This is a genomic window from Aquimarina sp. MMG015 (genome assembly GCF_018100855.1).
Lineage (GTDB): Bacteria > Bacteroidota > Bacteroidia > Flavobacteriales > Flavobacteriaceae > Aquimarina > Aquimarina latercula.
In genome coordinates this window covers 103,434-125,529 of record NZ_JAGJEB010000009.1, presented here as the reverse complement: position 1 = coordinate 125,529, position 22,096 = coordinate 103,434, and the positions used below count along the sequence as shown (strand labels likewise).

Here is a 22,096-nt window from a genome sequence, read left to right as displayed (position 1 = left end):
GATGATTTATTCGGTTTTAAGACTTTTTATTGGGTTCTGTATAGCAGCATTGATCGTTTTTATGCTAATCGTAGCCAATGCAATTATGATTGCAATGCTTCCTGCTGTAAGAAAAATCCAAAAAGTGAGATGTATACGATAGGTGTAATTCTGAAGCCATTGAGAAGAAAAATACCACGAGATGGGAGTAGCTATTATGAATGCTATGAGTACAAGTTTTAAAAAGTCGGTAGTGAGCATCATTGTAATTTTTGAGACACTGGCACCCACTACTTTTCGGATTCCAATTTCTTTTCTGCGTTGTGCCACTACTAGAAGTGAGATAGCAAATAAACCAATACAACTTAAGATAATTGCAAGGATAGAACCACTACCAATCATAGTTATCATTGAGCGCTCGTTGTGCAGTGTACGTTCGATGTTTTCATCTAAAAATGATCCTAGGAATTCTGCATTAGGTTCTATGGATGCCCATGCAGCTTTTACATTCGTAAAGGATTGTTCTAGATTGTGAGGTGATACTTTTACATATACGTGTCTTAAATTCCAATTAGGTAATGCAAAAAGCGACATCGGTGCAATATTTCGATCAAGTTCCTGGAAATTAAAGTCTTTTATAACTCCTACTACCGAAAACGCTATAGAATCTTCTAAGATGATTTTTGTGTTTAAAATATCTTTTTCGTTTAATTGCTTCGCCATCGATTCATTGATGATTACCGATAAACTATCAATGGCTAAGTTTTTTCGAAAAGAACGACCTTCTGTAAGATTTAAATCTAAGGTTTCTACATAGTCTGCATCAACAACTAACATGTGAGTATTTATACCACGACCTTTATGGTCAAAACCTAAAACACTGGTAGAACGATTTCCGTCTTTTCCAAAACCCAAAATATTATTGGAAGCTGTAATACTAACTATATCTGTATAGGCTTCAAGTTTGTTTCGAAGTAGTTTCAAAGCTTGCTGATCATTACGTTTTCCATTAAGAGGAAAAGCAATTACCTGGTCTTTATTAAATCCTAAATCTTTTGTGCGCATAAACTCTAACTGATTCCAAAGCACCAGTGTTCCACTAATGAGTACTATAGCAATTCCAAATTGCAATACTATTAAACTGTTTCTTAAATGATTCTTTCCACTACTTTCTATTTTGCCTTTTAGACTTTGCAAAGTGCCTAATCGGCTCATTAATAAAGAAGGATACCCTCCAGTAATTACTGTGATAACTACCAAGCTTAAAATTAAACCAGATAATGTATAAGGATTCAATAAGGTTTCGAAAGAAGCTTTAGTTTTAAATAATGTCTGAAAAGGTTGTAACAATAAAGAAGCAGTAAAAACTCCTAGACTTGTAGATACCAAAAAGACTAAAATACTTTCACCCCAAAACTGAAAGAACAGTTGCGATTTATTAGCTCCTAACGTTTTACGCATTCCAATCTCTCTTAATCTTTGCGAGCTTTTTGCGATGGTCATATTTATGAAGTTGATACAGGCGATAAATACAATCAAAATAGCAATACCTAATACCGAATATGGCATACTACGATTTACAGTTACCATACCTTGATTAAAATTAGCAAAACGAGTGTCAGGAAATGACAATAGTTTAATTTGTTTATAATGTCCATCCGCATTAGGTTGTGCACCGTCACGTTTGGCATGTTCAATCTGACTTTTATAATGCAGTTTGGTGAAATTTACCGTGCTTTTCTCTAGCTGTTCAGGTGTTATTTCTTTAGAGAGTTGTATATAAACTTCGTGATTCGACATATCCCATCTCCCTATAGTTCTTGCGTAAGCGTGCTTCGATTGACTTTTAAAATTGAGCGCAACATCAAAACCCATGGAACTTGTAGCAGGAAAATCTTTAACAATGGCAGTAACATTAAATGGTACTTCTTCTTCATCTCTTAAAACTGTAACAGTTTGCCCAATAGGATTTTCTGCTCCAAATATTCGTTTTGCAGCTTCTTCAGTAATAACAATGGAAGATTCTGAGGTTATTGGATTTTGAACATTTCCCTTTATTATTGGAAAGCTAAACATATCAAAAAAATCAGGATCTACATAAGATGCATGCATATTCAGTTGTTTGCCTTGATGACTTAATAGAATACCCGAGCCACTATGTCGTGTAATCCTTTTAATGCCAGTTGTTTCATTCTGAAGTGCTGCTGCAAAAGGCTCTGGTTTTGCAATATTAGCTTTAAGCCCTTTGGGAGTGCTATCTTCTGAATATACTTGATAAAGTTGGTTTCCTTTTTCATGAAAACGATCAAAGGAAAGTTGAAAAACTGCATACATAGATAACAATATAGCTACCCCAAATGCTATTGTAAGCCCTATAATATTTAAGAAGGAGAAGGTTCGATCTTTCCATAGACTTCTAAATGCTATTTTAAAATAATTCCTGATCATGATTGTTAGTTTACTGTTCGTTTTTTGATTTGTCTAAAGTGATAAATTGATTGATTGATTTATTTATTCTGTTCGTAATGAATCGACTGGATTGGCTGTGACCGATTTTATGGCTTGTATACTAATAGTTATGATTGTAATAATAAGTGCTCCAAAACCTGCTATAATAAATGTATTCCAAGAGATCTCTGTACGATAAGAAAATTTTTGTAACCATTGACTCATAAAATAATAAGCAATCGGAGCGGCAATAAAGAGTGCTATAATTACCAAGGTTATAAAGTCTTTAGAAAGTAACATCCATAAATTACCTAGAGAAGCTCCAAGTATTTTTCTTACACCAATTTCCTTGGTACGTTGTTCTGCTACAAAAGAAGCTAGGCCAAATAAACCTAAAAGACTTATAAAAATAGCTAAGATTGTAAATACTTTGGCAAGACCTGCAATTCTCTCTTCTGCTCTAAATTTTTTGGCATATTCTTGATCTACAAATTGATAATCAAAAGGGAGGTTTGGAAAATTCTTTTTGAATATTTCTTCGATTAATTGTAAACTACTACTTATGCTTTTATCGGGGTTTAAACGTACATTGTAATAACTAGCATTATTATGTCTATCAAATACGTACATTGCTTGTTTTACAGGACTATAAGGTGATTGCACAATCATATCTTTCATAATACCGATAATTTGCATTGGAGGTTCCGGATCTTCTATATCAGAATCTCTTATATATTTTCCAATTGGATCTTTTAGCCCCATATACTTAACGGCTGTTTCATTAAGTATTACGGCGTTAGAATCTGTAGCAAATTCTCTAGAGAAGCCTCTGCCGGCTACTAATTCAATATTAAGCGCTTCTGTAAATTCATACGAAACAGCGGTATATGCTAGATCTTCTTGAAATCCTTCTGGTTTCCCTTCCCAAGTATATCCTCCGCGATTAGACCAAACTGCTGTGGTGGGACTACTGGTGGTTGCCATTTCCGTGACAGCACCAGACGCGATAAATTGATTACGCATAATATCTGCCTTACCTTCGAATTCTGGGCTGAATGTTGGAATTTGTACCAATCCTTTTTTACTATAACCTGCAGGTCTGTTTTTACTGAACTCTATTTGATTCATAACTATGAGTGTACCTATTATAAGAGCAATGGAAACAGTAAACTGTGTAACTACTAATACTTTTCTTGGCAATGCTGCAAAACGACCTGCTTTAAATGTGCCTTTTAATACAGCAACAGGGTTGAAAGAAGATAAGTATAAAGCAGGGTAGCTACCTGATAAGAAGGAAGTGATAAGGATAAAAATTAAAGAAATACCCCAAAATTGGATACTACTCCAAGGAAATACAATTTCTTTACTGGCTAGGTTGTTAAAACTGCTTAAGAAGAGTAATACCATTATAATGGCTAATACATAAGAAAAGACAACTACTAAAAATGATTCACTTAAAAATTGAAAAATAAGTTGTCCTCTTTTAGAGCCAATAGATTTTCTAATACCAACTTCTGTAGCACGTTTTTCTGAACGCGCTGTGCTTAAATTGACAAAATTGATACAAGCAAGTAATAAAACAAAAAGCCCAATTATCCCAAAAAGCCAAACATTTTCTATACGTCCATTTTTGCGTATACCGTCTACAAAATTAGAACGTAGATGCCAATCATCCATTGGTAATAGCATTAATTGCGGATTAAATCTAGATTCGTCCTCTGCTACTTTTTTCTTAGCATCTTTTATAATGGAAGTTACAGCTTCCATTGTTGTGTTTTTGTTAATCTGAACAAACAGTTGAAAAGAATTATTACCCCAAGAATCTTTTGCATTTTCTATCCAAGGTTGCATTTTAGTATAAAATTTCCAAGGACTGATATAATGCATATCTTCAAAAGAGTTATTGATAGGAACATCTTCATATACAGCGGTAACGATCATATCTGTTTCATTCTGTAATTTGATTATCTTACCAATAGGATTTTCTTTATTGAATAATGCTTTTGCAGTAGATTGTGATAGCATTATAGAATTGTTTTCTTTTAACCCTTGTCTTACTCCTTGTAAAATGTTTAAATCTAATATTTTAGGGCCACCTTCTTGCATAAAATTACCTGAACGTGAAATACTAGTTTCTCCATATCGTAAGTATGAAGAGTTGGTCCAAGAAGACATTACTAAATGTTCAAAATGGTCATTGTAATTTTCACGTAGTTCGAATTCCAAAGGCCTTGGAATTGCAGGCCCAGTTCCAGTCTTTCCATTAAAGGTTTGACTTTGAAATATCTGGGCAACGGTAGATTTGTTATTAAAATAATTGTTGTAATTAAGTTCATCTGTAACCCAAAGCCCAATCATAATAGTCACTGCCATACCAATGGCTAGACCAGAAATATTAATCAAGGAATATATTCTGTTTTTAAGGAGGTTTCTAAATGCTATTTTGATATAATTCTTAAACATAATTACTGATTTACTGTTCGTTTTTTGATGATTTGATGATGACCTCTATACTAATACGTTTTCTGTAACCTTTTGTCCGTCTAGCATTCTTATGATTCGATGACTATATTTAGCATCATGTTCACTATGTGTAACCATGATAATTGTGGTGCCCGCTTCATTTAATTCAATTAATAAATCCATTACTTCATTACCATTGGTACTATCTAAGTTACCTGTAGGTTCATCTGCCAAGATAAGTTTCGGGTTATTGACAACAGCTCTTGCTACTGCTACACGTTGTTGTTGTCCACCGGATAATTGCTGCGGAAAGTGGTTACGTCTATGCATGATTTGCATTTTTTCTAAAACCTCTTCTACACGTTTTTTTCGTTCTGCTGGTTTAACACCTGTATAGATTAATGGAAGCTCTACATTTTCAAAAACTGTAAGTTCATCAATCAGGTTAAAGCTTTGAAAAACAAAACCTACATTATGTTTTCGAAGATCCGAACGTTTACGCTCATTATATCCAGCTACTTCTTGACCATTAAATTTGAAACTTCCTCCATCGGGATCATCTAATAACCCTAGAATATTAAGTAGCGTTGATTTACCACACCCTGATGGTCCCATGATGGCAACAAATTCCCCTTCTTTAACATTAAAAGATAGTTTGTTTAGTGCTATGGTCTGTACTTCTTCAGTTCTGTAAAACTTTTCTAAGTCCGTAATTTGTATCATTTTATTCGTTTTTTTAATTGACTTTTTTTACTTTAATATTAATTCTTCAGTGTCTCCAAAGCTATCATAGCTTGATGTTACCACTTTATCTCCAGGTAGTAACCCTTCAATGATTTCATAGTATTCTGTATTTTGACTACCTAATCGGATAGCTACTTTATACGCTGAGTTTCCGTTTTCTGTTATTTTATATACCCAATTACCACCAGTTTTTTGAAAGAATCCTCCTTTCGGAATTAATAGTGCTTGTTTTTCTGCGCTAAGTGCTACTCGGATTTGAAGATTTTGCCCTCTTCTTATTCCTTCCGGTACATTACCTTCGAATTGCATATCTACTTGAAACCTTCCATTGTTTACCTGAGTAAATACCTTTTTTATGATTAACGTATATGTTTCATTATTAAAGGTAAAGGTTCCTTTTTGCCCATTATAAATTCTTGAAATATAATGTTCATCAATATCTACTCTTACTTTAAATCCGCTTAATACATCAATTTGCCCTAGTCGTTCTCCTTTGTTTTTTGATTGTCCAATTTCTGCATCTAGTGATGTTAATTGGCCATCTACTGGGGCACGCACCACAAGATCACCAACTTTTTTTCTCATTAGTTCTAGAGCACTTTGTGTTCTTGCATATGAACTCTGCGCTTGACTAACTTCTTGTTTAGTAGCAGAAGAATCTTGACTTAAAACTTGTTTAGCTAGTTGCATACGTTGTTGTTGATATTTATAATCATTAGCAGAAGATTCATATTCTTGGCGTCCTACAGCTCCTTTATCATATAATCTTTTATTTAATTCATATACTCTTTTAGCTTCTATCAAACTGTTTTCTACATCGGTAAATTGATTACGACGATTTATTGTGTTTTGACGAGCAGCATTTTGCGAAATCTGCATTTGAGTTAATAAATTGTATACAGAGGTTTCTTGATTGATAAGACTTAATTCTAGATCGGTATTTGATAATCTTAATATTGGTTCTCCTTTTTTCATTATCGCACCGTCTTCTACAAATTTTTCTTCTACTCTTCCGCCTTCTAAAGCATCTAGATAGATTGTTGTAATAGGTAATACAATTCCATTAACAGGTATGTTTTCTTGAAATACATCTTTTTTAATTGTACTTATTGCAATGCGTTCTTTCTCTACATTTAATTTAGAACCACCCATTGATTGTGAAAACACAAATACTAGAAGTGCTAGGAGTAATACACCGCCTATCAACATTACGATACGTGATTTTGAGAATTTCTTTTTTTGAATTGGAACGTCCATGTCAGGTCTTTTGATTATTGATGTTTATTAGTTGATTTTATTTTATTTTTTTCGAATTGGTAATAGATTTTCAAACATCTTTTATAGTCAGTAAGCTTACTATTAATATTAGAATTGATTTGCTCATTTTATTTTGTGTTATCTAGTTATAGGTTATCATCTTATTTGTGTTCATTTCTTATACATTCAAGATGGTGCCAAAAAAACAAAGTACTGATTATCAGTTTGTAATGGTTTTTTGTAAAAATAAAAGTGTTCGGTTTCGATACACTTTCTGTTCGGAAATAGTACATTTAAGAATCTTTAGTATTTTATTTTTCTATTTTTTATATGCTGCAGATAATATTGTAATATTGTATCAATGGTATTAAAAGAAGCTACAATTTTAGTTATTGATGACGATGTAGATGTACTAACTGCATTACGTCTTTTATTTAAGCCTTTGGTGAAAGAGGTGGTAATCGAAAAAAATCCAAGTAATATTGGAGCTCAGATAAATAAAAAGAGTTTTGATATTATTATACTTGACATGAATTTTAATGGTTTGGTCAATACCGGAAATGAAGGTATTTTTTGGTTAAATGAAATTAAAAAGTCGAAACCAAAAACAGATGTGGTGTTAATCACTGCGTATGCGGATATTGATTTAGCAATTAGAGCATTAAAAGAAGGGGCTTCTGATTTTTTAGTGAAACCTTGGAAAAATGAAAAAATAATACACACGATTAGTTCTTTATTAAAGGCTAGAAAATCCAATGCTTCTGATAATAAATCATCTCAGGTAGGAACAAGTGCAATAATAGGCGAAAGCGAAGCAATTAAAGATGTTTTCTTAAAACTAAAAAAGGTTGCGCCTACGGATGCAAATGTTCTGATTTTAGGAGAAAATGGTACTGGTAAAGATTTAATTGCAAAAGCATTACATGATAATTCTAATAGAAGAGATCAACCTTTCGTTAAAGTAGATGTTGGAGCATTAACATCTTCATTGTTTGAGAGTGAGTTATTTGGATATAAAAAAGGTGCCTTTACAGATGCTAAAGAAGATAGAGTAGGGCGGTTTGAGGCTGCTAATGGTGGAACATTATTCTTAGATGAGATTGGTAATATTACTTTAGGACAGCAAGTACGTTTACTAACTGTGTTACAAAATAGATTAGTTACTCCACTAGGATCTAATGAAGCTATATCAATTGATATTAGACTTATTTGTGCTACTAATATTGAACCGAAGGTATTAGCGGATGAGCAAAAGTTTAGAAAAGATTTAATTTATAGAATTAATACGGTGGATATTGTAATGCCACCTTTACGAGATAGAGGAACGGATATTACCTTATTGGCAAAACATTTTATATCTGTGTATGCTGATAAATATAATAAAAGCCAATTTTCATTGGATTCTGGTTTTATTTCTAAGCTTAAAAATCATGATTTCCCTGGTAATGTAAGGGAGTTGCAGTATGTTTTAGAACGAGCCGTAATTATGGCTGATAGTACTTCCTTAAAACCAGAAGATTTAGTGTTTTCTTCCATAGAAAGACAGACTAGTAAAACTTCTAGCACCACAATGAATTTAGATAGTTTAGAAAAAAATGCAATTCTTACTGTTTTAGAAAAAAATAAAGGGAATGTTTCAAAATCTGCAAAAGAGTTAGGAATAACCAGAGCAGCATTATATAGAAGGCTAGATAAATATGAACTATAACGGTTATATTGCCAGACTCTTTTTTAGGATTTTAATATTGGTAGCTCTAATATTAGGTCTTGTGTATACTATTGATAAAGAGTATACCAGTAGTATTACTATAATTAGCTTCGTTATTTTATACTTTTTATATTCTACATATAGTTTTGTGAAAAGACGTTTTGTAGTGATGGATGATTTTTTTGAAGCTGTTAAATATCGAGATTTTTCTAGATGGTTCCCAGAAGATAGAGGACCAAAGGATATCAGGTTTTTATATAAAGGTTTTAATGAAGTTAATAGAACGATTAAAGAAATAAACTCTAAGAATGAAGCCCAATATGTATATCTACAGAAGATTTTAGAAATGGTAGATATTGGGATTATTGCCTATAATCTAGAAACAGGAGATGTATTATGGTCTAATGATTCTTTTAGAGAAACTTTAGATGTTCCTTCGTTTAAGAATATTCGTTTTGTAGAAGGAAGAAAACCAGATCTATATGATGCTATATTTGAAACATATCATAAAGAACCAAATTCAATTTCTATCGCGGTTCAAAATGAGAAAATAAAAGTATTAATTTCTGATACCGTTTTTCAGGTAAAAGAAGATCCATTTAAGCTTATAGTATTACAAAATATAGATGATACACTAAATAGGAATGAATCTGAAGCTTGGAAGAAATTGTTGAGTGTAATGACTCATGAAATTATGAATTCTATAGCGCCTATTTCGTCTTTGGCAGATACTTTACAGTCGCATTTACAGCTTACTCTTGATAATCCAGATGACTATCCATTAGAAATTGAAGATTTAAATTCAGGTATAAAAACGATTAAGAATCGGAGTGAAGGTCTATTGAAATTCGCTAAGACCTATCGAAGTCTTAGTAAAGTAACACACTTAAACCTTGATAGAAAAAAAATAACCGAACTTTTTGAAACGATACAATTATTAATGCAACCATCTCTAGATGTAAAAAATATAAACATTGAGTTTAAGGTTACTCCTCCAAAAATTGAATTAGATATTGATAGCTACCTTATAGAACAGGTACTAATTAACCTTATTCTTAATGCGGTTGATGCGTGTAAGCATAGACCAGATCCACAAATAAGAGTACTAGCAGAACAAAAACCAAATAGAAATATAGTTATTAAAGTATATGATAATGGTTCAGGGATTCCTCAAGATATTATGGATAGTATTTTTATTCCGTTTTTTACAAGTAAATCTACAGGTAGTGGAATAGGACTTAGTTTATGTAAACAAATAATGTTACTCCATAAGGGTAAAATTTTGGTTAATAGCAGAGAAAATGAAGGTACCGTATTTAGTCTAGTATTCTAGAGATTAAATTGGCAATTATATTTTGTTATATAAAAGCGGAAAAATAATTAGTTTTTAATTATCCTTTTTTATAGTTCTATTTTTGAAGTTCCTTTAACTGTTTTTCTAATTCGATTATTTTATTTTCAAGTTGTTTTACACGAGGTTGAAATTCTTCGGTTGTGAATCTTTGTTCTATATGTTGAGGACAATTGATATCCCACGCGTTAACTTTAATTTTTATTATACGTTCTACTTCGGCGGTATAATTTTCATCAAGTACCTGTTGTAAAAGTGGGTTATTTGGTTCGTGAGTAACAATTTCTCCCCAAATTTTTATTCTCATCCTGTTAGGGTAATCCATTAAAAAAAGATGAACTTTAGTGTTAGTGTCAAAATTACCAACTGATATGTACTGCCTGTTTCCAGAATAATCAGCAAATGCTAAGTGTTTTTTATCTAATATTTTAAGGAATCCTTTAGGTCCACCTCGATGTTGAATATAAGGTTGCCCATTAGCATTTACAGAAGCCATATAAAATGAATCTCTTAAACTGATAAAAGATCTAAGACTATCATTTATCTCATCCTGCCAATCACGACGTTCTGCCATTTTTTGATAAGTTTTTCTGGACCCCATTTCTTCCTGTCGCTTTTTTACCTCTGCACTAAACGCTATATCACTAACAAAATTCTTACTCATATCTAAATTTTAAATCACCTTAATAGTCTATGTATTTTATAATAGCTTTCATAATTTTAATAAAACTTACCAAAACTTTATATTATAATAATGATGTATAAAAGCTTATTATAATTTACTTTGTATAAGCTTAATTATCTTTGTTTATATGCTCAACACAAGACTATTGTTATACGTTTTTATTTTTTTTGTCGCTAATGGGATAGCACAAAATTCTTTTATTTTTCAAAATAAATCTATCAAACCAGGAACTAAAGAAAATTTCAAAATACCTGTAGTTAGTGATAAGGATAGTACATATATTCCTGTTACTATATTTCATGGATTAAAATCAGGGCCTGTTTTAGGAATCACAGCGGGAGTTCATGGCTATGAATATCCACCTATTCTTGCCGCTCAGCAATTGAATCAAAAAATAGATCCAACAAAGTTATCAGGTACTATTATCTTAGTGCAAATAGCTAATGTGCCGGCTTTTTTAGGTAGAAGCCCTTTTTTAAACCCATTGGATAATAAGAATTTAAATCGTTCTTTTCCTGGCGATGTTAATGGATCTATAACCGAACGCATGGCAGATGTACTTACTAAAGAAGTAATCGCAAGATCTAATTTCTTCGTTGATATACATGCTGGGGATGCTCCAGAAGATTTACGTTCTTATAATGCTTGGTATCAGAGCGAAGCGCTCCCACAAGTTTCTAGAAAAGGAAAAGAAATGGCTTTAGCAATGGGTTTTGATTATACAATCATTTTTAATATTAAAAAGGAACGACTCCAGACACCTAGTTTGTATTGTTCACAAGAAGCATTTCATCGTAAAATACCTTCGGTTGATATTGAGTGTGGTAAATTGGGGATTCCTGATAAAATGGAAACGAATAGAATTGTTGATGGAATGTTTTCGTTATTAGTTCATCTTAACATGATGAGCTCTAGCTCTAATGACGAATTTGTTTCCACAAAACCAATAATCGTAACGAAGCGATTTACAATTAAAAGTCTATCAACTGGACTTTTTTATTCTGATAAAAAAGCAGGGGACTTTATTAAAAAAGGAGAACCAGTTGGATACATAACTGATTTTTTTGGCAATACATTAGAAAATATTAAGGCATCACAAAATGGAATGATCCTTTATATGATTGGTACTCCTCCTATTAATAAAGGTGAAACTATTATGAATGTTGGTATGATACCAACAATGTAAAGAGACACAAAGCTTACTATTCGAATTATAAACGTCTTATTCTTGGTATTGAAATCAAAATCATAAATATGGATGCAATTACAATTGGAATCATACTTCTTACAGGTGATATCTTAGTGTTTGTTTCATAATATTCTGGAGTAAATTGTTTCCAATCGATAGTCTCTGCTTGTTGTTTTTCAAATATTTTTGGATAAAAAAACAATCTTAGTTTTTCATGATACGCATCAGTAGCTTCTAGATAATCCATTTGCTGGCTCATACTAGTTCCAGATAGTCGATTAAAAACTAGTTGTATATGCATATTCGGAATTATGGATGCAATTTGATTACTGGTTTGTTCACGTAGCTTTATCTTTTCATTTAAAGCTTCTTGTTGATTTTTAGAGTCATCATCTCCCATTTGTTGCATGGCGTAATACCATAACCAGTTAAACCCATCTGTAGGATATCCATATCTTTTAAATTGAGGATAGTGTTCATAAAACTTCTCTATAGTTGCTAATTTATCAGTATCCCATTTAACGTGATACCCATCTCTCTGTGCTATAGCTGTGCTTAATGCTTCTGGGACCGGATATTTCGTTGATACATATGCATTAATGCCAGCAGGTAAAAGAATGATTAGTACTAGCCAAACTGATAAAAGTAATAAGGCATTAAAACCAGAAGATTTCTTGAAAATAATGATAAAAAAAGTAAGCGTAAACCAAAATAGGATATATAACATTGATAGCCCTAACATCCAAAATAAGTTACGGTCAAAAGTTAGATTAAGCACTAGTTTTGCTATGAAAAAAAGAACGATTAGTGCAGCATATAATAATAGCATTCGGATTAAAAGCTTTGATATAATGAACCCTAATTTAGATCTCGCTTGTATGGTTACTAATCGCCAAGTACCAGTTTCTGTTTCTTCAGAAAGAACATTAAAAGATAGCACAATGACTAATAATGGAAATAAATAAATGATTACAAATGATAGATCGAGATTACCGGATTGTAAATTCATTGGGTTTACCAAATCAGCATCATATTTTTGAGCTTCAAAAGTCTTAATAGTAATTCGCTTTACAGTAGGATTCACATCTGACTGACCAATGGATAGTCCAGCTAATGGGTTTAAGTTGTTTATATAGGCGAATTTTGCATAATATAGTAATAACCCTAAGTCTTCATTATGCAGCGCTACTTGTCGATCAAAATGTTGTGCTTGATATGATTTTACTTCTGCTATTGCATCTTGTTGTCTCTCCAGATGTTTATTGCCAATAACAATACTAATTATACCTAAAAGTGTAATAAGCAATAAACTTATCCGGACCTCTTTAGATCTGATACATTGCTGTAAAAATAACTTTAACGTTGTCATATAGCTTTTGCTTTTTTTGATGTGAATAACAATAACCAGAAGACAAATAACATCCATAATGTTATGGAGATCAATGTAAGAGAAGCTTCTTTAATTGATTTAGAAAAAATCATTGGTTGGTGTCTAAAATCGTTAAATTCTGACCAATGTTCATGATCAACTACATGTTTTTTCCCTTCAGATCCACTTTCTTTTTTTGGACTTATATATTCCATTTGTAATTCATTCATAGTTTGAGCTAACTGATAACGATACGTATCGGCTTGATCTTGAAAATCAATATAAGATGAAAAATCTGTTCCTGACATTATCATGGATAATTGTTTGATAGCAGTAAAAGGATTGATAAATGATGAAAACTGGGTTACATCATTTTGACTGTTATAAATAGAGATCAATTTTTTATAATGCTTTCGATACAAATTAGCCGTTATTTTTTCTCCCTCTCTCATAACAAAACCTGAGTAGTTAAAAGGCAAATCTGTTACTTTTTTAACATTATGAACACTTAAAACAGAGTCCCTTAGATTATTATAATGTGGATCATTAGGATTGTGACTATCACCTTTTTTAATAACTTCTTTTTCAATAGCAGATTGAAATGCTAATTTGCTAGGAGTAGGAAACCAATAATTACCCATAGCTTGTGCAGATTTTGGTAATAACACCACTAATAGTAACCAAATACCTAATAACCTAAGTAAAGCACCTTTTGAAGTATGGGTGCTTGCAGAAACAATGATGGTTAAGGTTGATATAATAAATAGAAAAGCTAAATAGCCAAAGCTTATGAATAATAACCGTAGCCAAAGAAAATCATTAGCACCTTGTTGTCCATAAATCAAAAGGGCAATAATTACTGTCAAAAAAACGGGAATAAAATACAACATAGAAATAGCAAAAAGTCCGAGAGATTTTCCGAATAAGATCTCTTTCCAGGTAGCTCCTTGGGACAATAACATTTTTAGCGTTCCATTCTGGCGATCTTTTGCAACACTAGAGAATCCTAAAAAAAACAGGACCAACGGAAGTACTAGCTGTAATAATAATGATAAGCTTAATTCTCCGAATCGCAGCATACCTGTAGAAAAAGTAGCTTCAGAAAAGTTTACGCTATTTTGTCGATGGGCTTCTAAAAAAACTGTATTCCCAGTAAAACTTTCTAACCCATGATCAAATATTCCTAAGGAAGCATTTATTCTAAAAGCAAAAGTTCCAAAATGAGCCATTCGGTGTGGATGCTTATCTGGGTTAGCCTCCCAACTCTGTCTAGCTTTGACTTGATGATCTAATCGAATTTCATTCTGTGTAATATGATTTTTCACACCACTAACAGCGGCATAGCACGTTAATACTATAAAAATGGAATACAATAGATAGAAACTCTTGGGAGTTGTTGCATTATGCCAAAAGTTTAATACGAATAACTTAATATTAACCCATTTCATATGTTCGCTTTTATTGTTTGTCAATGGTGATATAAAACCGATATGATTGATCCAATCATATCGGTTTCATTCTTTAAAATGTATACGTTGCATTTAACAAAATATTTCTTGGAGCACCTGGTCCTAGTCTAGAAGGGTTAAGACCACCTAACCAATAAGTATCATTAAATAGGTTGTTTACTTTTAGGCTTAACTGCATATTGATGTAACTAGGCTTGTAATATACAGCTGCATCAAATATTGTGTATTCTGGTAATAATACTCTATTGGTATCGTATGTAGGATTGTACCACGTAAATCTTTCGTCTACATATTGTGCACCTAAACCAACTCCAATTCCTTTTAAAAATGAAATTGAATTAAAATCGTATCTCCCCCAAAAATTTGCATTATGTTTTGGAGCCCCACCGATTCGAGCTCCTATAAATTCTGCGATAGCATCTTCTTCAATTGTAGCATCTGTATAAGAATAAGAAGCTGTTAATTGTAAATTTGGTAGTATATAACCTGATATATCTGCTTCAAAACCTCTACTTCTTTGTTCTCCTCTTGTTGTTAAATTATCTAAATCGTAGGTGTCTCCTAGCAAGATGTTTTTTTGAGTAACATTAAAAATTGCGAAGTTGGCAAAGATTTTTCCATTTAAAAATTCTCCTTTAGCACCTACTTCTATTAGACTACTTTCTAATGGATCGAATCTACTTGGTGAGGCTGCCCAGAAAAAACCTTCTGCAGTTGGAGATAATGATACTGTATTCGTATGTGGTTGAAATCCTTCTAAATATGTTGTATACGCACTAATATCATCTGTAATTTCATAAGTTACACCAAGTCTAGGTACAAAAGCACTAGTTTTAAATTCTTCTTCATCATTTTTGTAATCAAAAATGTCTGTAAACCACTCATACCTTAAGTTTACTAATGCTGATAATTTTCCAATTTTGAATTGGTTTTGAATATAGATACCGTTTGAAGTGTTTAAATTTGCAGGAATTGTTAATTCAGCAAGATTATAACTATTTGTATTTCTGGCTCCATTAAAAGGGTTTTCTAAATTAAAATGTGGAACAGCTGGTACTGGCATAGTTACACCATCTACAACCATTTGCTGAAAATTACCAGGATTAGTTGGGTCGTAATTAGCCTGACCTCCATCAACTGTTAGATATCTTCTTGCGCGAAGGAATCCAGCTCCAATTTTTCTTTCCCATCTCGTAGCATCGTATCCAACCAATAATTTATTGGTAATATTATTTTTTTTGATGTCATAATTAAAATAGGCACTAAAGTTATCTGTTTCCCAAAATTGTTGTCTTTTGTCATATCGCATTCTAGCAAGTGTAGGAATCACATTTCCATCAATATCAACGGCTGTACCATCAACTCTATGCTCAGCTAAATCTTCATCCCAAGTTTGTTTCATGAACTGTGCATTAAAGCCAAAGTCTTCAGTAAACTTTTGACTAAAATTAGCCATGAATATGAGTTCTTTAGTTTTATAGTGATCGTTTGATGCACCTACGTTTCTTGTGATTGGTGTGCTATTCAAATCAAACTCGCCATTAATTGCACCAAAAATTGGCTGACCTCTGTCTAAATTACCCTCGGCGTTATTGTAAATCATTTCAACATTAAGTGAGGTCTTATCGTTAGGAATATAACTTAAAGAAGGAGTGATTAAAATAGCATTGTTATTTACAACATCTCTAAAAGAATCTGCTTCTTGAAAAGCCGCATTAAAACGATATAATAAAGTTTTAGATTCGTTCAATGGTCCTGTGAAATCAGCTGTCGCTCTTAAAGTTCCAAAACTCCCTGTTGTTAAACTTACTGAATTTCTTTTTTCAGTCAATGGTTTTTTAGTTACCATATTTACAGTTCCACCAGGATCTGCACTAGAAAAAGTTACTGAAGAAGGCCCTTTGATAACCTCTACACGCTCAAGGTGAGATGTTATAGGTTGTAAAAAGTAATATTGACGTGTACGCATTCCATTAAGCATTTGTCCGTCATCAGCTTGAGTTATACCTCTAATGTTATAATGATTATATAATCCCGTCGCTGATACACTACTTACTGTTTTGACAGCATCTGGTAATTGAAATGCTAGACGATCATCAATAAGTTCTTTAGTTACTGTAGCTACCGATTGAGGCAATTCTTTATTTTTAATAGCTATTTTGGTAGCAGAAAAGGAATAATCACTATTGTAATCTTTTCTTACACGACCGACAACTTCGACAGTCTGTAATTGCTCAGTACCTGCTTCTAATTGAATAGTTCCTACGTCAAATGTAGAATCATCACCTATTTCGATACTTTTCTTATAGGATTGAAATCCTAAATATCTCACTTCTAGGTTGTAGTTGCCAGAAGGAGCATCTATTTCAAATTGTCCAGATCTATTAGTTAGTTTTCCAAAATTATTTTCAGAATTCTCTAATAAAATGGTAGCTCCGACTATTGGAGTATTTTCGGCGTCGACGATGGTTCCTGTTACTTTTACTTGTGCAAATGTGGCACAACCAAATAGTATAAATAAAAGGGTGGGTAATAATCTAAAAAGTTTCATTGTGTGTTAATTGATTTGTTTTACGTTTAGATAGTTTTTAAGTATAAATCTTGTAGTTGAGTTGCGGTTATAGAGTCGGTATTGGAAGTATGTACAAGTTGTCCCTCTTTCATAATTCCAATTTTTGTTCCTACATTGACTGCGTTAAAAATGTCATGAGTAGCCATAAAAATAGCCTTGCCGTCATTGCTTAATTCTTTACAAATTTTGGTAAACTCAAGTGTGGCTTTGGGGTCCAAACCTGAGATGGGTTCATCCATGAAGATGTAATCCGCATTTTTAGAAAGTGCAATGGCAATACCAACTTTCTGTCTCATCCCTTTGGAGTAGGAGGATAGCTTGTTTTGATGTGCGTTTTCTTGTAGTCCTGCTTTTGATAAAAAGTCAGAAAGCTGTTTGTTTGAGTATTTAAAACCCGCCAATCTACTGAAGAAGTTTAAATTTTCAGTACCAGATAGATTACCGTATAATTGCACAACTTCAGGGATGTATGCAATCATGTTAGTGGTTTTGTTATTATTGGGTGTAACGGTAACTCCATTAATTAAAGCTTCGCCACTAGTAGATTCAATTAGGCCTAAAAATAAATTAATAGTAGTTGTTTTTCCGGCACCGTTTTGACCTAGTAAACAAAATATTTCTCCTTTATCAACTGATAAATTTAATTGGCTAAGTGCTTGATGTTTACCATATGTTTTGGTGAGATTTATTGCTTTAAGCATATGAGTTTTTTTTAATTGAGAGTTAAGCCCTTTTTGTTCCTTAATCAAATTATACAATTGATCAAAAAACATATAGTTTATACTGTAAAAGAGTATTTAAAGCAACTATGTTGCAAACTTAATTATAATATTTGTTTTTGCAACACTGTTGCGTTAATATTATGTTAATGGATTTTAAAATTCTGTGGTATTAGCACAAATATTATTTGATTCATTTTTGGAAATAGATTGGTATATTTATAAAGAATATGTAGAGCATATTGTCTATTTACTGCGATACTCTTTTTTATTTTACTAGGGTCTTAGTTTTATTTTTTAAGACTAGTTTGGATAACTTTTTCTAATAATGAAGATTCACTTCCCGGTCCTACAGTAAGAAGTTTTGGACCTGTGATAGGTATGCCGTTAAATGGTCGAATAAAAACTTGACCATCTGGATTACGTTCAAAATAAGTATACTTTTTTTCGTCTCCAATTTTTGTGCAACCTTTTACCCTTAGTATACTTTTTGGTAATGCATTGCAGATAGTATATATGCAATCTAAGTTGGGCAGATCTGGCAGATCTGTGGAGCAAGAAGACCAATGTGCTTTTTGATGATCAAGTTTTTGAGCGATGTTTTTAGAAGGCAAAAATTCAGGAAGCAGTGTGGCATCAATTTCATCCATTGTCATAATTTTAGCGAATCGGTTGAGTGCTTTTAATTCTTTCCTAACAAGAGTTTGTCTATTTTTAGTTGTTTTTTCAAGATGAGTTAGGATAATCAATGAAGACACTTGTACTTGATTTGCTTCTAGCTCATCATATTCTCCTCTTTTTTGCCAATTTTTTACATCGACAACGGATATCTGGATAGGGGGTAAGAATCTATCGTTAAGTCCAACACCTAAGAACTCCATTAGCGCACATGCATCAGAAGTGCCATTGGCTTCGATTAAAGTAACTCCATTAGTACGTACTGGAATTCGGTTTACATGATCTCTTAATTCATTAATACCACTACAGCAAATACAACTACCTGTAAGGGCTCTTATCCATTTAGGATCAATTTTATCGATAAGCTGAAGTGCATCGAGATTTGCATTTTCATAATCATTTAGAACAATAAAAGGGTTCCAATTATTCTTGATATAGCTTGTTACCAAATGCTTCAAAAGTGTCGTTTTTCCAGCTCCCAAAAAACCAACAATTGTAATTATAGCTTCCATGTTTTAATAAAAAAGTAAAATTTTATATGGTTAAAGAAGATTAATAAAGGAGTAAAATACCACTGGATTAGACGGGGATTATATTTCCGAATAACAATACAACACTTTTAATACTAATCCATCTTTTAAATAAAAGAAGGTTATCTGCCATGTAACTCCATGTTAGGTAAATCATTAAGCTCTTTTACATAAAAGTCAAAAAAGCTTTTGGTTTGTGCAAAAAACTCTTTTCTAAATTCAGATATTCGGTGATCAGCTCCTTCAAATAAAATATAACGAACTGGATGTTTATATTCATACAACTTGTTCAATAACTCTAGTGATTCTGTTGCCGGAACACGCCAGTCAGCGCTACCTTGCATTATTAACATTGGAGTTGTTTTACACATTTTATCAGCCCAAAATACTGCCGACCGTGCTTTGAGTTCTTTTTCTTTATTTTCATAATAATTAGGAATAACCTTGGCATATACATGCTCTTCAAAATCGGGTCTATGTACGAGATGTTCGAAAGCATTAGCAGCACCCGCAAGGACAACGGCAGCTTTGAATTGACATGTTTTTTTAAGTGAAAGATATGTCATCATACCTCCTCTGCTAGCACCTTCTATTCCAATTCTCGATGTATCGGCATTATCAATTTCTCCTAAAGTATTAACAAGACTTAGTACATCATTTACGTCCTTTCCGCCTCTTTCTTCTTGTCCTTCACCACCATCATTACCTCGGTATTGACTTGCCACGACTACATATCCCCAACTAGCAAGTTTTCCTAAAAAGAAACCCACTCCAGTCTCATTCCATTTCCCGAATTCACCTGTACCTCCGCGATTTGAAATGATACAAGGGAAACTACCTTTCTGAACTGGTTTAACGATAAAACCTTTAACTTTAAGAGAGTCTGATAGATATGTAATTCGAAAAAATTCAATGTTTTTAAGTGCTTTAATCATGGCTGAATCAGCCTTGTGAATTTTGGTAATTATAGAATCACTTAAAATTAACCTTTCCTTTTCTATAATTTTCCCATTTTGGGAAAAAGAAACAAAACACTTAAAAATAGTGAAAAGCAAAAGTAATGTTAGTTTATATCTCATTATTGGTTTTTACTTAATGATTTCTAACATTTAAATACTTTCAAAAGGTTTGTTTATAACATCAAAGAATTCTTTTCTAGTATCCGGTTCAATAAACTTTCCTCTATATTCGATGGTAGTCGTAAAACTGCTTTTATCTTTAATTCCTCTTGAGGAAACACAAAGATGTTTAGCTTGTATTACTACAATCACATCCTCAGTTCCTAGAGTTTCTTGTAAGTCTTTTAAAATTTGTAAGCATAATCTTTCTTGTACTTGGGGACGATGGGCATAATAATCTACCAATCTATTGATTTTTGATAGCCCGATTACCTTTTCTTTAGGAATGTATCCCACATGTGCGGTACCAACAATTGGTAAAAAGTGATGTTCACAAGAAGAATCAATATTGATGTTTTGCTCAACCAACATTTTCTGATATCCATATTTATTTTCAAAAATGGAAGTCTTAGGGCGGTTCTTTGGATTTAGACCGTAAAAAAGTTCTTTTACATACATTTTCGCAAACCTGTAAGGAGTTCCAGAGAGACTGTCATCGGTTAGATCAAGTCCTAACTCTTTCATGATTTCAGCAAAATGATGTTGTATGTTTTTAATTTTGTCTTCATCAGATGTGTCAAAAGCATTTGCCCGTAAAGGAGTTTCTGTTGAATTGGAAATATGCGCATCTCCAATTAATTCTATTTCGTTTTGATTCTTAGTGCTCATTATGCATTAATTTGTGCAGCATTTTTCATCTTTACAACGGCAGTACTTCTTATTATAAAAATGTAATCCTACTAATATTAAAGATACTACGTAAATAACTTCTTCAGGAAGCGGTATAATTGATAGTTTTTCATTCATTATAATAAATAACAACATCGTCCAAGCTGACCAAAAAGCATATTTTATTCTATGGTTTGTGGTGGTTTTAGTGGTTTGACGAATTGCGATAAATGAAAGCCCTAAAAAAATAATATCCAGTGATTTCCACCATAAAGAATGTCCATCTTGAAATAAGGTGGAGCCGGTATTGGCTAGAAATAAAAAAGGAGTTGCTAAGCAGTGTGCTAAACATAAGCTACTGGCTATAATACCTAAGGTATCGGAGTTGCTGCGTATTTGTAAAATATTCAAAGTAAAAGTGTATATATTTTAATGAGGGCAAAGATAGTGTATAATTTACAAACGCAACTTTGTTGCGTTAATAATATTTATTTATTTTTGACAAAACTTTTTTATGATCCGAACGACATCGTTAAGGTTTGCATATAAGAACACAAAAACTAATACTTTTTATTTTCCAGACATAGATTTATCATTTGAACAAAATGCTTTGATTTTGGGAGACTCAGGTATTGGTAAAACTACGTTGTTACATATTATGGCTGGTCTTTTAGTTCCAAAAAAAGGAAATGTATTTATTGGTAATACTTGTGTGCAACAACTTACAAGAAATCAATTAAATAATTTCAGAGGTAAGCATATAGGAATAATTTTTCAAAGAGCATATTTTATTAAGTCTTTAAGTTTATTAGAGAACATTAAAATTCGTGAGAAACTGTCTAAAAAAACAATAGATCAAGAAAGGAGAATAGGATTAATAGAGAAATTAGATTTAATGAATGTTAGGAATAAGAAAGTTCAAGAATTAAGCGAGGGTCAAAGACAACGACTTTCCATTGCTCTTGGGATTATACATAAACCAAAGGTAATCTTAGCAGATGAACCTACTTCTAATTTAGATGATAAGAATTGTGAGAGGGTCATCTCCTTATTAAAAAAAGAGGCTCAGATTTGCAAAAGTAATTTGGTCATTATCACCCATGATCAAAGAGTTAAACCACATTTTGATAAACATATAATCCTCTAAA

General features: G+C 32.4%; 17 protein-coding genes. 4 read left to right on the top strand and 13 right to left on the bottom strand.

Going from position 1 to position 22,096, the window contains the following annotated elements; translation table 11 throughout:
• Positions 1–6 precede the first annotated feature (6 nt).
• The 4 genes from J8L88_RS17365 to J8L88_RS17350 form a co-directional block, all read right to left on the bottom strand.
• Positions 7–2,427: an ABC transporter permease gene (locus J8L88_RS17365; protein ID WP_211061408.1), complete on the bottom strand. Its 2,421-nt coding sequence runs from the start codon at positions 2,425–2,427 to the stop codon at positions 7–9.
• A gap of 63 nt (positions 2,428–2,490) precedes the next feature.
• On the bottom strand, positions 2,491–4,890 hold the full coding sequence (locus tag J8L88_RS17360) for an ABC transporter permease (protein ID WP_118385676.1): 2,400 nt from the start codon (positions 4,888–4,890) through the stop codon (positions 2,491–2,493).
• Positions 4,891–4,935: 45 nt separating this feature from the next.
• A complete protein-coding gene (locus J8L88_RS17355) occupies positions 4,936–5,613 on the bottom strand; it encodes an ABC transporter ATP-binding protein (RefSeq protein WP_027391911.1) in 678 nt (225 codons plus the stop codon).
• 27 nt (positions 5,614–5,640) lie between these two features.
• A complete protein-coding gene (locus J8L88_RS17350; RefSeq protein ID WP_211061407.1) occupies positions 5,641–6,891 on the bottom strand; it encodes an efflux RND transporter periplasmic adaptor subunit in 1,251 nt (416 codons plus the stop codon).
• Positions 6,892–7,252: 361 nt separating this feature from the next.
• Between J8L88_RS17350 and J8L88_RS17345 the strand changes: the two genes are divergently transcribed.
• Together J8L88_RS17345 and J8L88_RS17340 are read left to right on the top strand one after the other, a co-directional pair.
• Positions 7,253–8,599 (top strand): sigma-54 dependent transcriptional regulator, encoded by a 1,347-nt coding sequence (locus tag J8L88_RS17345; protein WP_118385678.1) that lies wholly within the window; start codon positions 7,253–7,255, stop codon positions 8,597–8,599.
• Positions 8,589–9,932 carry a PAS domain-containing sensor histidine kinase gene (locus J8L88_RS17340; RefSeq protein ID WP_118385679.1) on the top strand — a complete coding sequence of 448 codons (1,344 nt, stop codon included), beginning with the start codon at positions 8,589–8,591 and terminating at the stop codon, positions 9,930–9,932. The genes J8L88_RS17345 and J8L88_RS17340 overlap by 11 nt, the downstream gene beginning before the upstream one ends.
• Positions 9,933–10,008: 76 nt before the next feature.
• Here J8L88_RS17340 and J8L88_RS17335 read toward each other — a convergent pair whose 3' ends face one another.
• Positions 10,009–10,614 carry a pyridoxamine 5'-phosphate oxidase family protein gene (locus J8L88_RS17335; RefSeq protein WP_027391906.1) on the bottom strand — a complete coding sequence of 202 codons (606 nt, stop codon included), beginning with the start codon at positions 10,612–10,614 and terminating at the stop codon, positions 10,009–10,011.
• 148 nt (positions 10,615–10,762) lie between these two features.
• Here J8L88_RS17335 and J8L88_RS17330 point away from each other — a divergent pair, with 148 nt between their 5' ends.
• Positions 10,763–11,821, top strand: a complete 1,059-nt coding sequence (locus J8L88_RS17330) for a succinylglutamate desuccinylase/aspartoacylase family protein (RefSeq protein WP_211061406.1) — start codon at positions 10,763–10,765, stop codon at positions 11,819–11,821.
• A 25-nt stretch (positions 11,822–11,846) separates the two neighbouring features.
• Here the strand turns inward: J8L88_RS17330 and J8L88_RS17325 are convergent, their stop codons facing one another.
• From J8L88_RS17325 to J8L88_RS17290, 8 genes are all read right to left on the bottom strand, one after another.
• Positions 11,847–13,193, bottom strand: a complete 1,347-nt coding sequence (locus tag J8L88_RS17325) for a DUF3526 domain-containing protein (protein WP_211061405.1) — start codon at positions 13,191–13,193, stop codon at positions 11,847–11,849.
• On the bottom strand, positions 13,190–14,641 hold the full coding sequence (locus J8L88_RS17320; protein ID WP_211061404.1) for a DUF3526 domain-containing protein: 1,452 nt from the start codon (positions 14,639–14,641) through the stop codon (positions 13,190–13,192). The genes J8L88_RS17325 and J8L88_RS17320 overlap by 4 nt, the downstream gene beginning before the upstream one ends.
• Positions 14,642–14,714: 73 nt before the next feature.
• Positions 14,715–17,213 (bottom strand): TonB-dependent receptor, encoded by a 2,499-nt coding sequence (locus tag J8L88_RS17315; protein ID WP_027391903.1) that lies wholly within the window; start codon positions 17,211–17,213, stop codon positions 14,715–14,717.
• Between the two features lie 26 nt (positions 17,214–17,239).
• Positions 17,240–17,935: an ABC transporter ATP-binding protein gene (locus J8L88_RS17310; protein ID WP_027391902.1), complete on the bottom strand. Its 696-nt coding sequence runs from the start codon at positions 17,933–17,935 to the stop codon at positions 17,240–17,242.
• A 308-nt stretch (positions 17,936–18,243) separates the two neighbouring features.
• Positions 18,244–19,143 carry a GTP-binding protein gene (locus J8L88_RS17305; RefSeq protein ID WP_211061403.1) on the bottom strand — a complete coding sequence of 300 codons (900 nt, stop codon included), beginning with the start codon at positions 19,141–19,143 and terminating at the stop codon, positions 18,244–18,246.
• Positions 19,144–19,283: 140 nt separating this feature from the next.
• On the bottom strand, positions 19,284–20,096 hold the full coding sequence (locus tag J8L88_RS17300) for a S9 family peptidase (RefSeq protein WP_211061402.1): 813 nt from the start codon (positions 20,094–20,096) through the stop codon (positions 19,284–19,286).
• A 174-nt stretch (positions 20,097–20,270) separates the two neighbouring features.
• A complete protein-coding gene (gene folE / locus J8L88_RS17295; protein WP_027391900.1) occupies positions 20,271–20,948 on the bottom strand; it encodes a GTP cyclohydrolase I FolE in 678 nt (225 codons plus the stop codon).
• A 6-nt stretch (positions 20,949–20,954) separates the two neighbouring features.
• On the bottom strand, positions 20,955–21,359 hold the full coding sequence (locus tag J8L88_RS17290) for a MerC domain-containing protein (RefSeq protein ID WP_233557601.1): 405 nt from the start codon (positions 21,357–21,359) through the stop codon (positions 20,955–20,957).
• Positions 21,360–21,462: 103 nt separating this feature from the next.
• Here J8L88_RS17290 and J8L88_RS17285 point away from each other — a divergent pair, with 103 nt between their 5' ends.
• A complete protein-coding gene (locus tag J8L88_RS17285; RefSeq protein WP_118385685.1) occupies positions 21,463–22,095 on the top strand; it encodes an ABC transporter ATP-binding protein in 633 nt (210 codons plus the stop codon).
• The last annotated feature ends 1 nt before the right edge of the window (position 22,096 follow it).

Excerpts from the sequence above, each read along its gene's own strand:
- J8L88_RS17345 (WP_118385678.1), top strand. The coding sequence starts at position 7,253 with ATGGTATTAAAAGAAGCTACAATTTTAGTTATTGATGACGATGTAGAT.
- J8L88_RS17325 (WP_211061405.1), bottom strand. The coding sequence starts at position 13,193 with ATGACAACGTTAAAGTTATTTTTACAGCAATGTATCAGATCTAAAGAG.
- J8L88_RS17335 (WP_027391906.1), bottom strand. The coding sequence starts at position 10,614 with ATGAGTAAGAATTTTGTTAGTGATATAGCGTTTAGTGCAGAGGTAAAA.
- J8L88_RS17360 (WP_118385676.1), bottom strand. The coding sequence starts at position 4,890 with ATGTTTAAGAATTATATCAAAATAGCATTTAGAAACCTCCTTAAAAAC.
- J8L88_RS17300 (WP_211061402.1), bottom strand. The coding sequence starts at position 20,096 with ATGATTAAAGCACTTAAAAACATTGAATTTTTTCGAATTACATATCTA.
- J8L88_RS17315 (WP_027391903.1), bottom strand. The coding sequence starts at position 17,213 with ATGAAACTTTTTAGATTATTACCCACCCTTTTATTTATACTATTTGGT.
- folE (WP_027391900.1), bottom strand. The coding sequence starts at position 20,948 with ATGAGCACTAAGAATCAAAACGAAATAGAATTAATTGGAGATGCGCAT.
- J8L88_RS17310 (WP_027391902.1), bottom strand. The coding sequence starts at position 17,935 with ATGCTTAAAGCAATAAATCTCACCAAAACATATGGTAAACATCAAGCA.
- J8L88_RS17305 (WP_211061403.1), bottom strand. The coding sequence starts at position 19,143 with ATGGAAGCTATAATTACAATTGTTGGTTTTTTGGGAGCTGGAAAAACG.
- J8L88_RS17355 (WP_027391911.1), bottom strand. The coding sequence starts at position 5,613 with ATGATACAAATTACGGACTTAGAAAAGTTTTACAGAACTGAAGAAGTA.
- J8L88_RS17330 (WP_211061406.1), top strand. The coding sequence starts at position 10,763 with ATGCTCAACACAAGACTATTGTTATACGTTTTTATTTTTTTTGTCGCT.
- J8L88_RS17350 (WP_211061407.1), bottom strand. The coding sequence starts at position 6,891 with ATGGACGTTCCAATTCAAAAAAAGAAATTCTCAAAATCACGTATCGTA.
- J8L88_RS17285 (WP_118385685.1), top strand. The coding sequence starts at position 21,463 with ATGATCCGAACGACATCGTTAAGGTTTGCATATAAGAACACAAAAACT.
- J8L88_RS17340 (WP_118385679.1), top strand. The coding sequence starts at position 8,589 with ATGAACTATAACGGTTATATTGCCAGACTCTTTTTTAGGATTTTAATA.
- J8L88_RS17320 (WP_211061404.1), bottom strand. The coding sequence starts at position 14,641 with ATGAAATGGGTTAATATTAAGTTATTCGTATTAAACTTTTGGCATAAT.
- J8L88_RS17365 (WP_211061408.1), bottom strand. The coding sequence starts at position 2,427 with ATGATCAGGAATTATTTTAAAATAGCATTTAGAAGTCTATGGAAAGAT.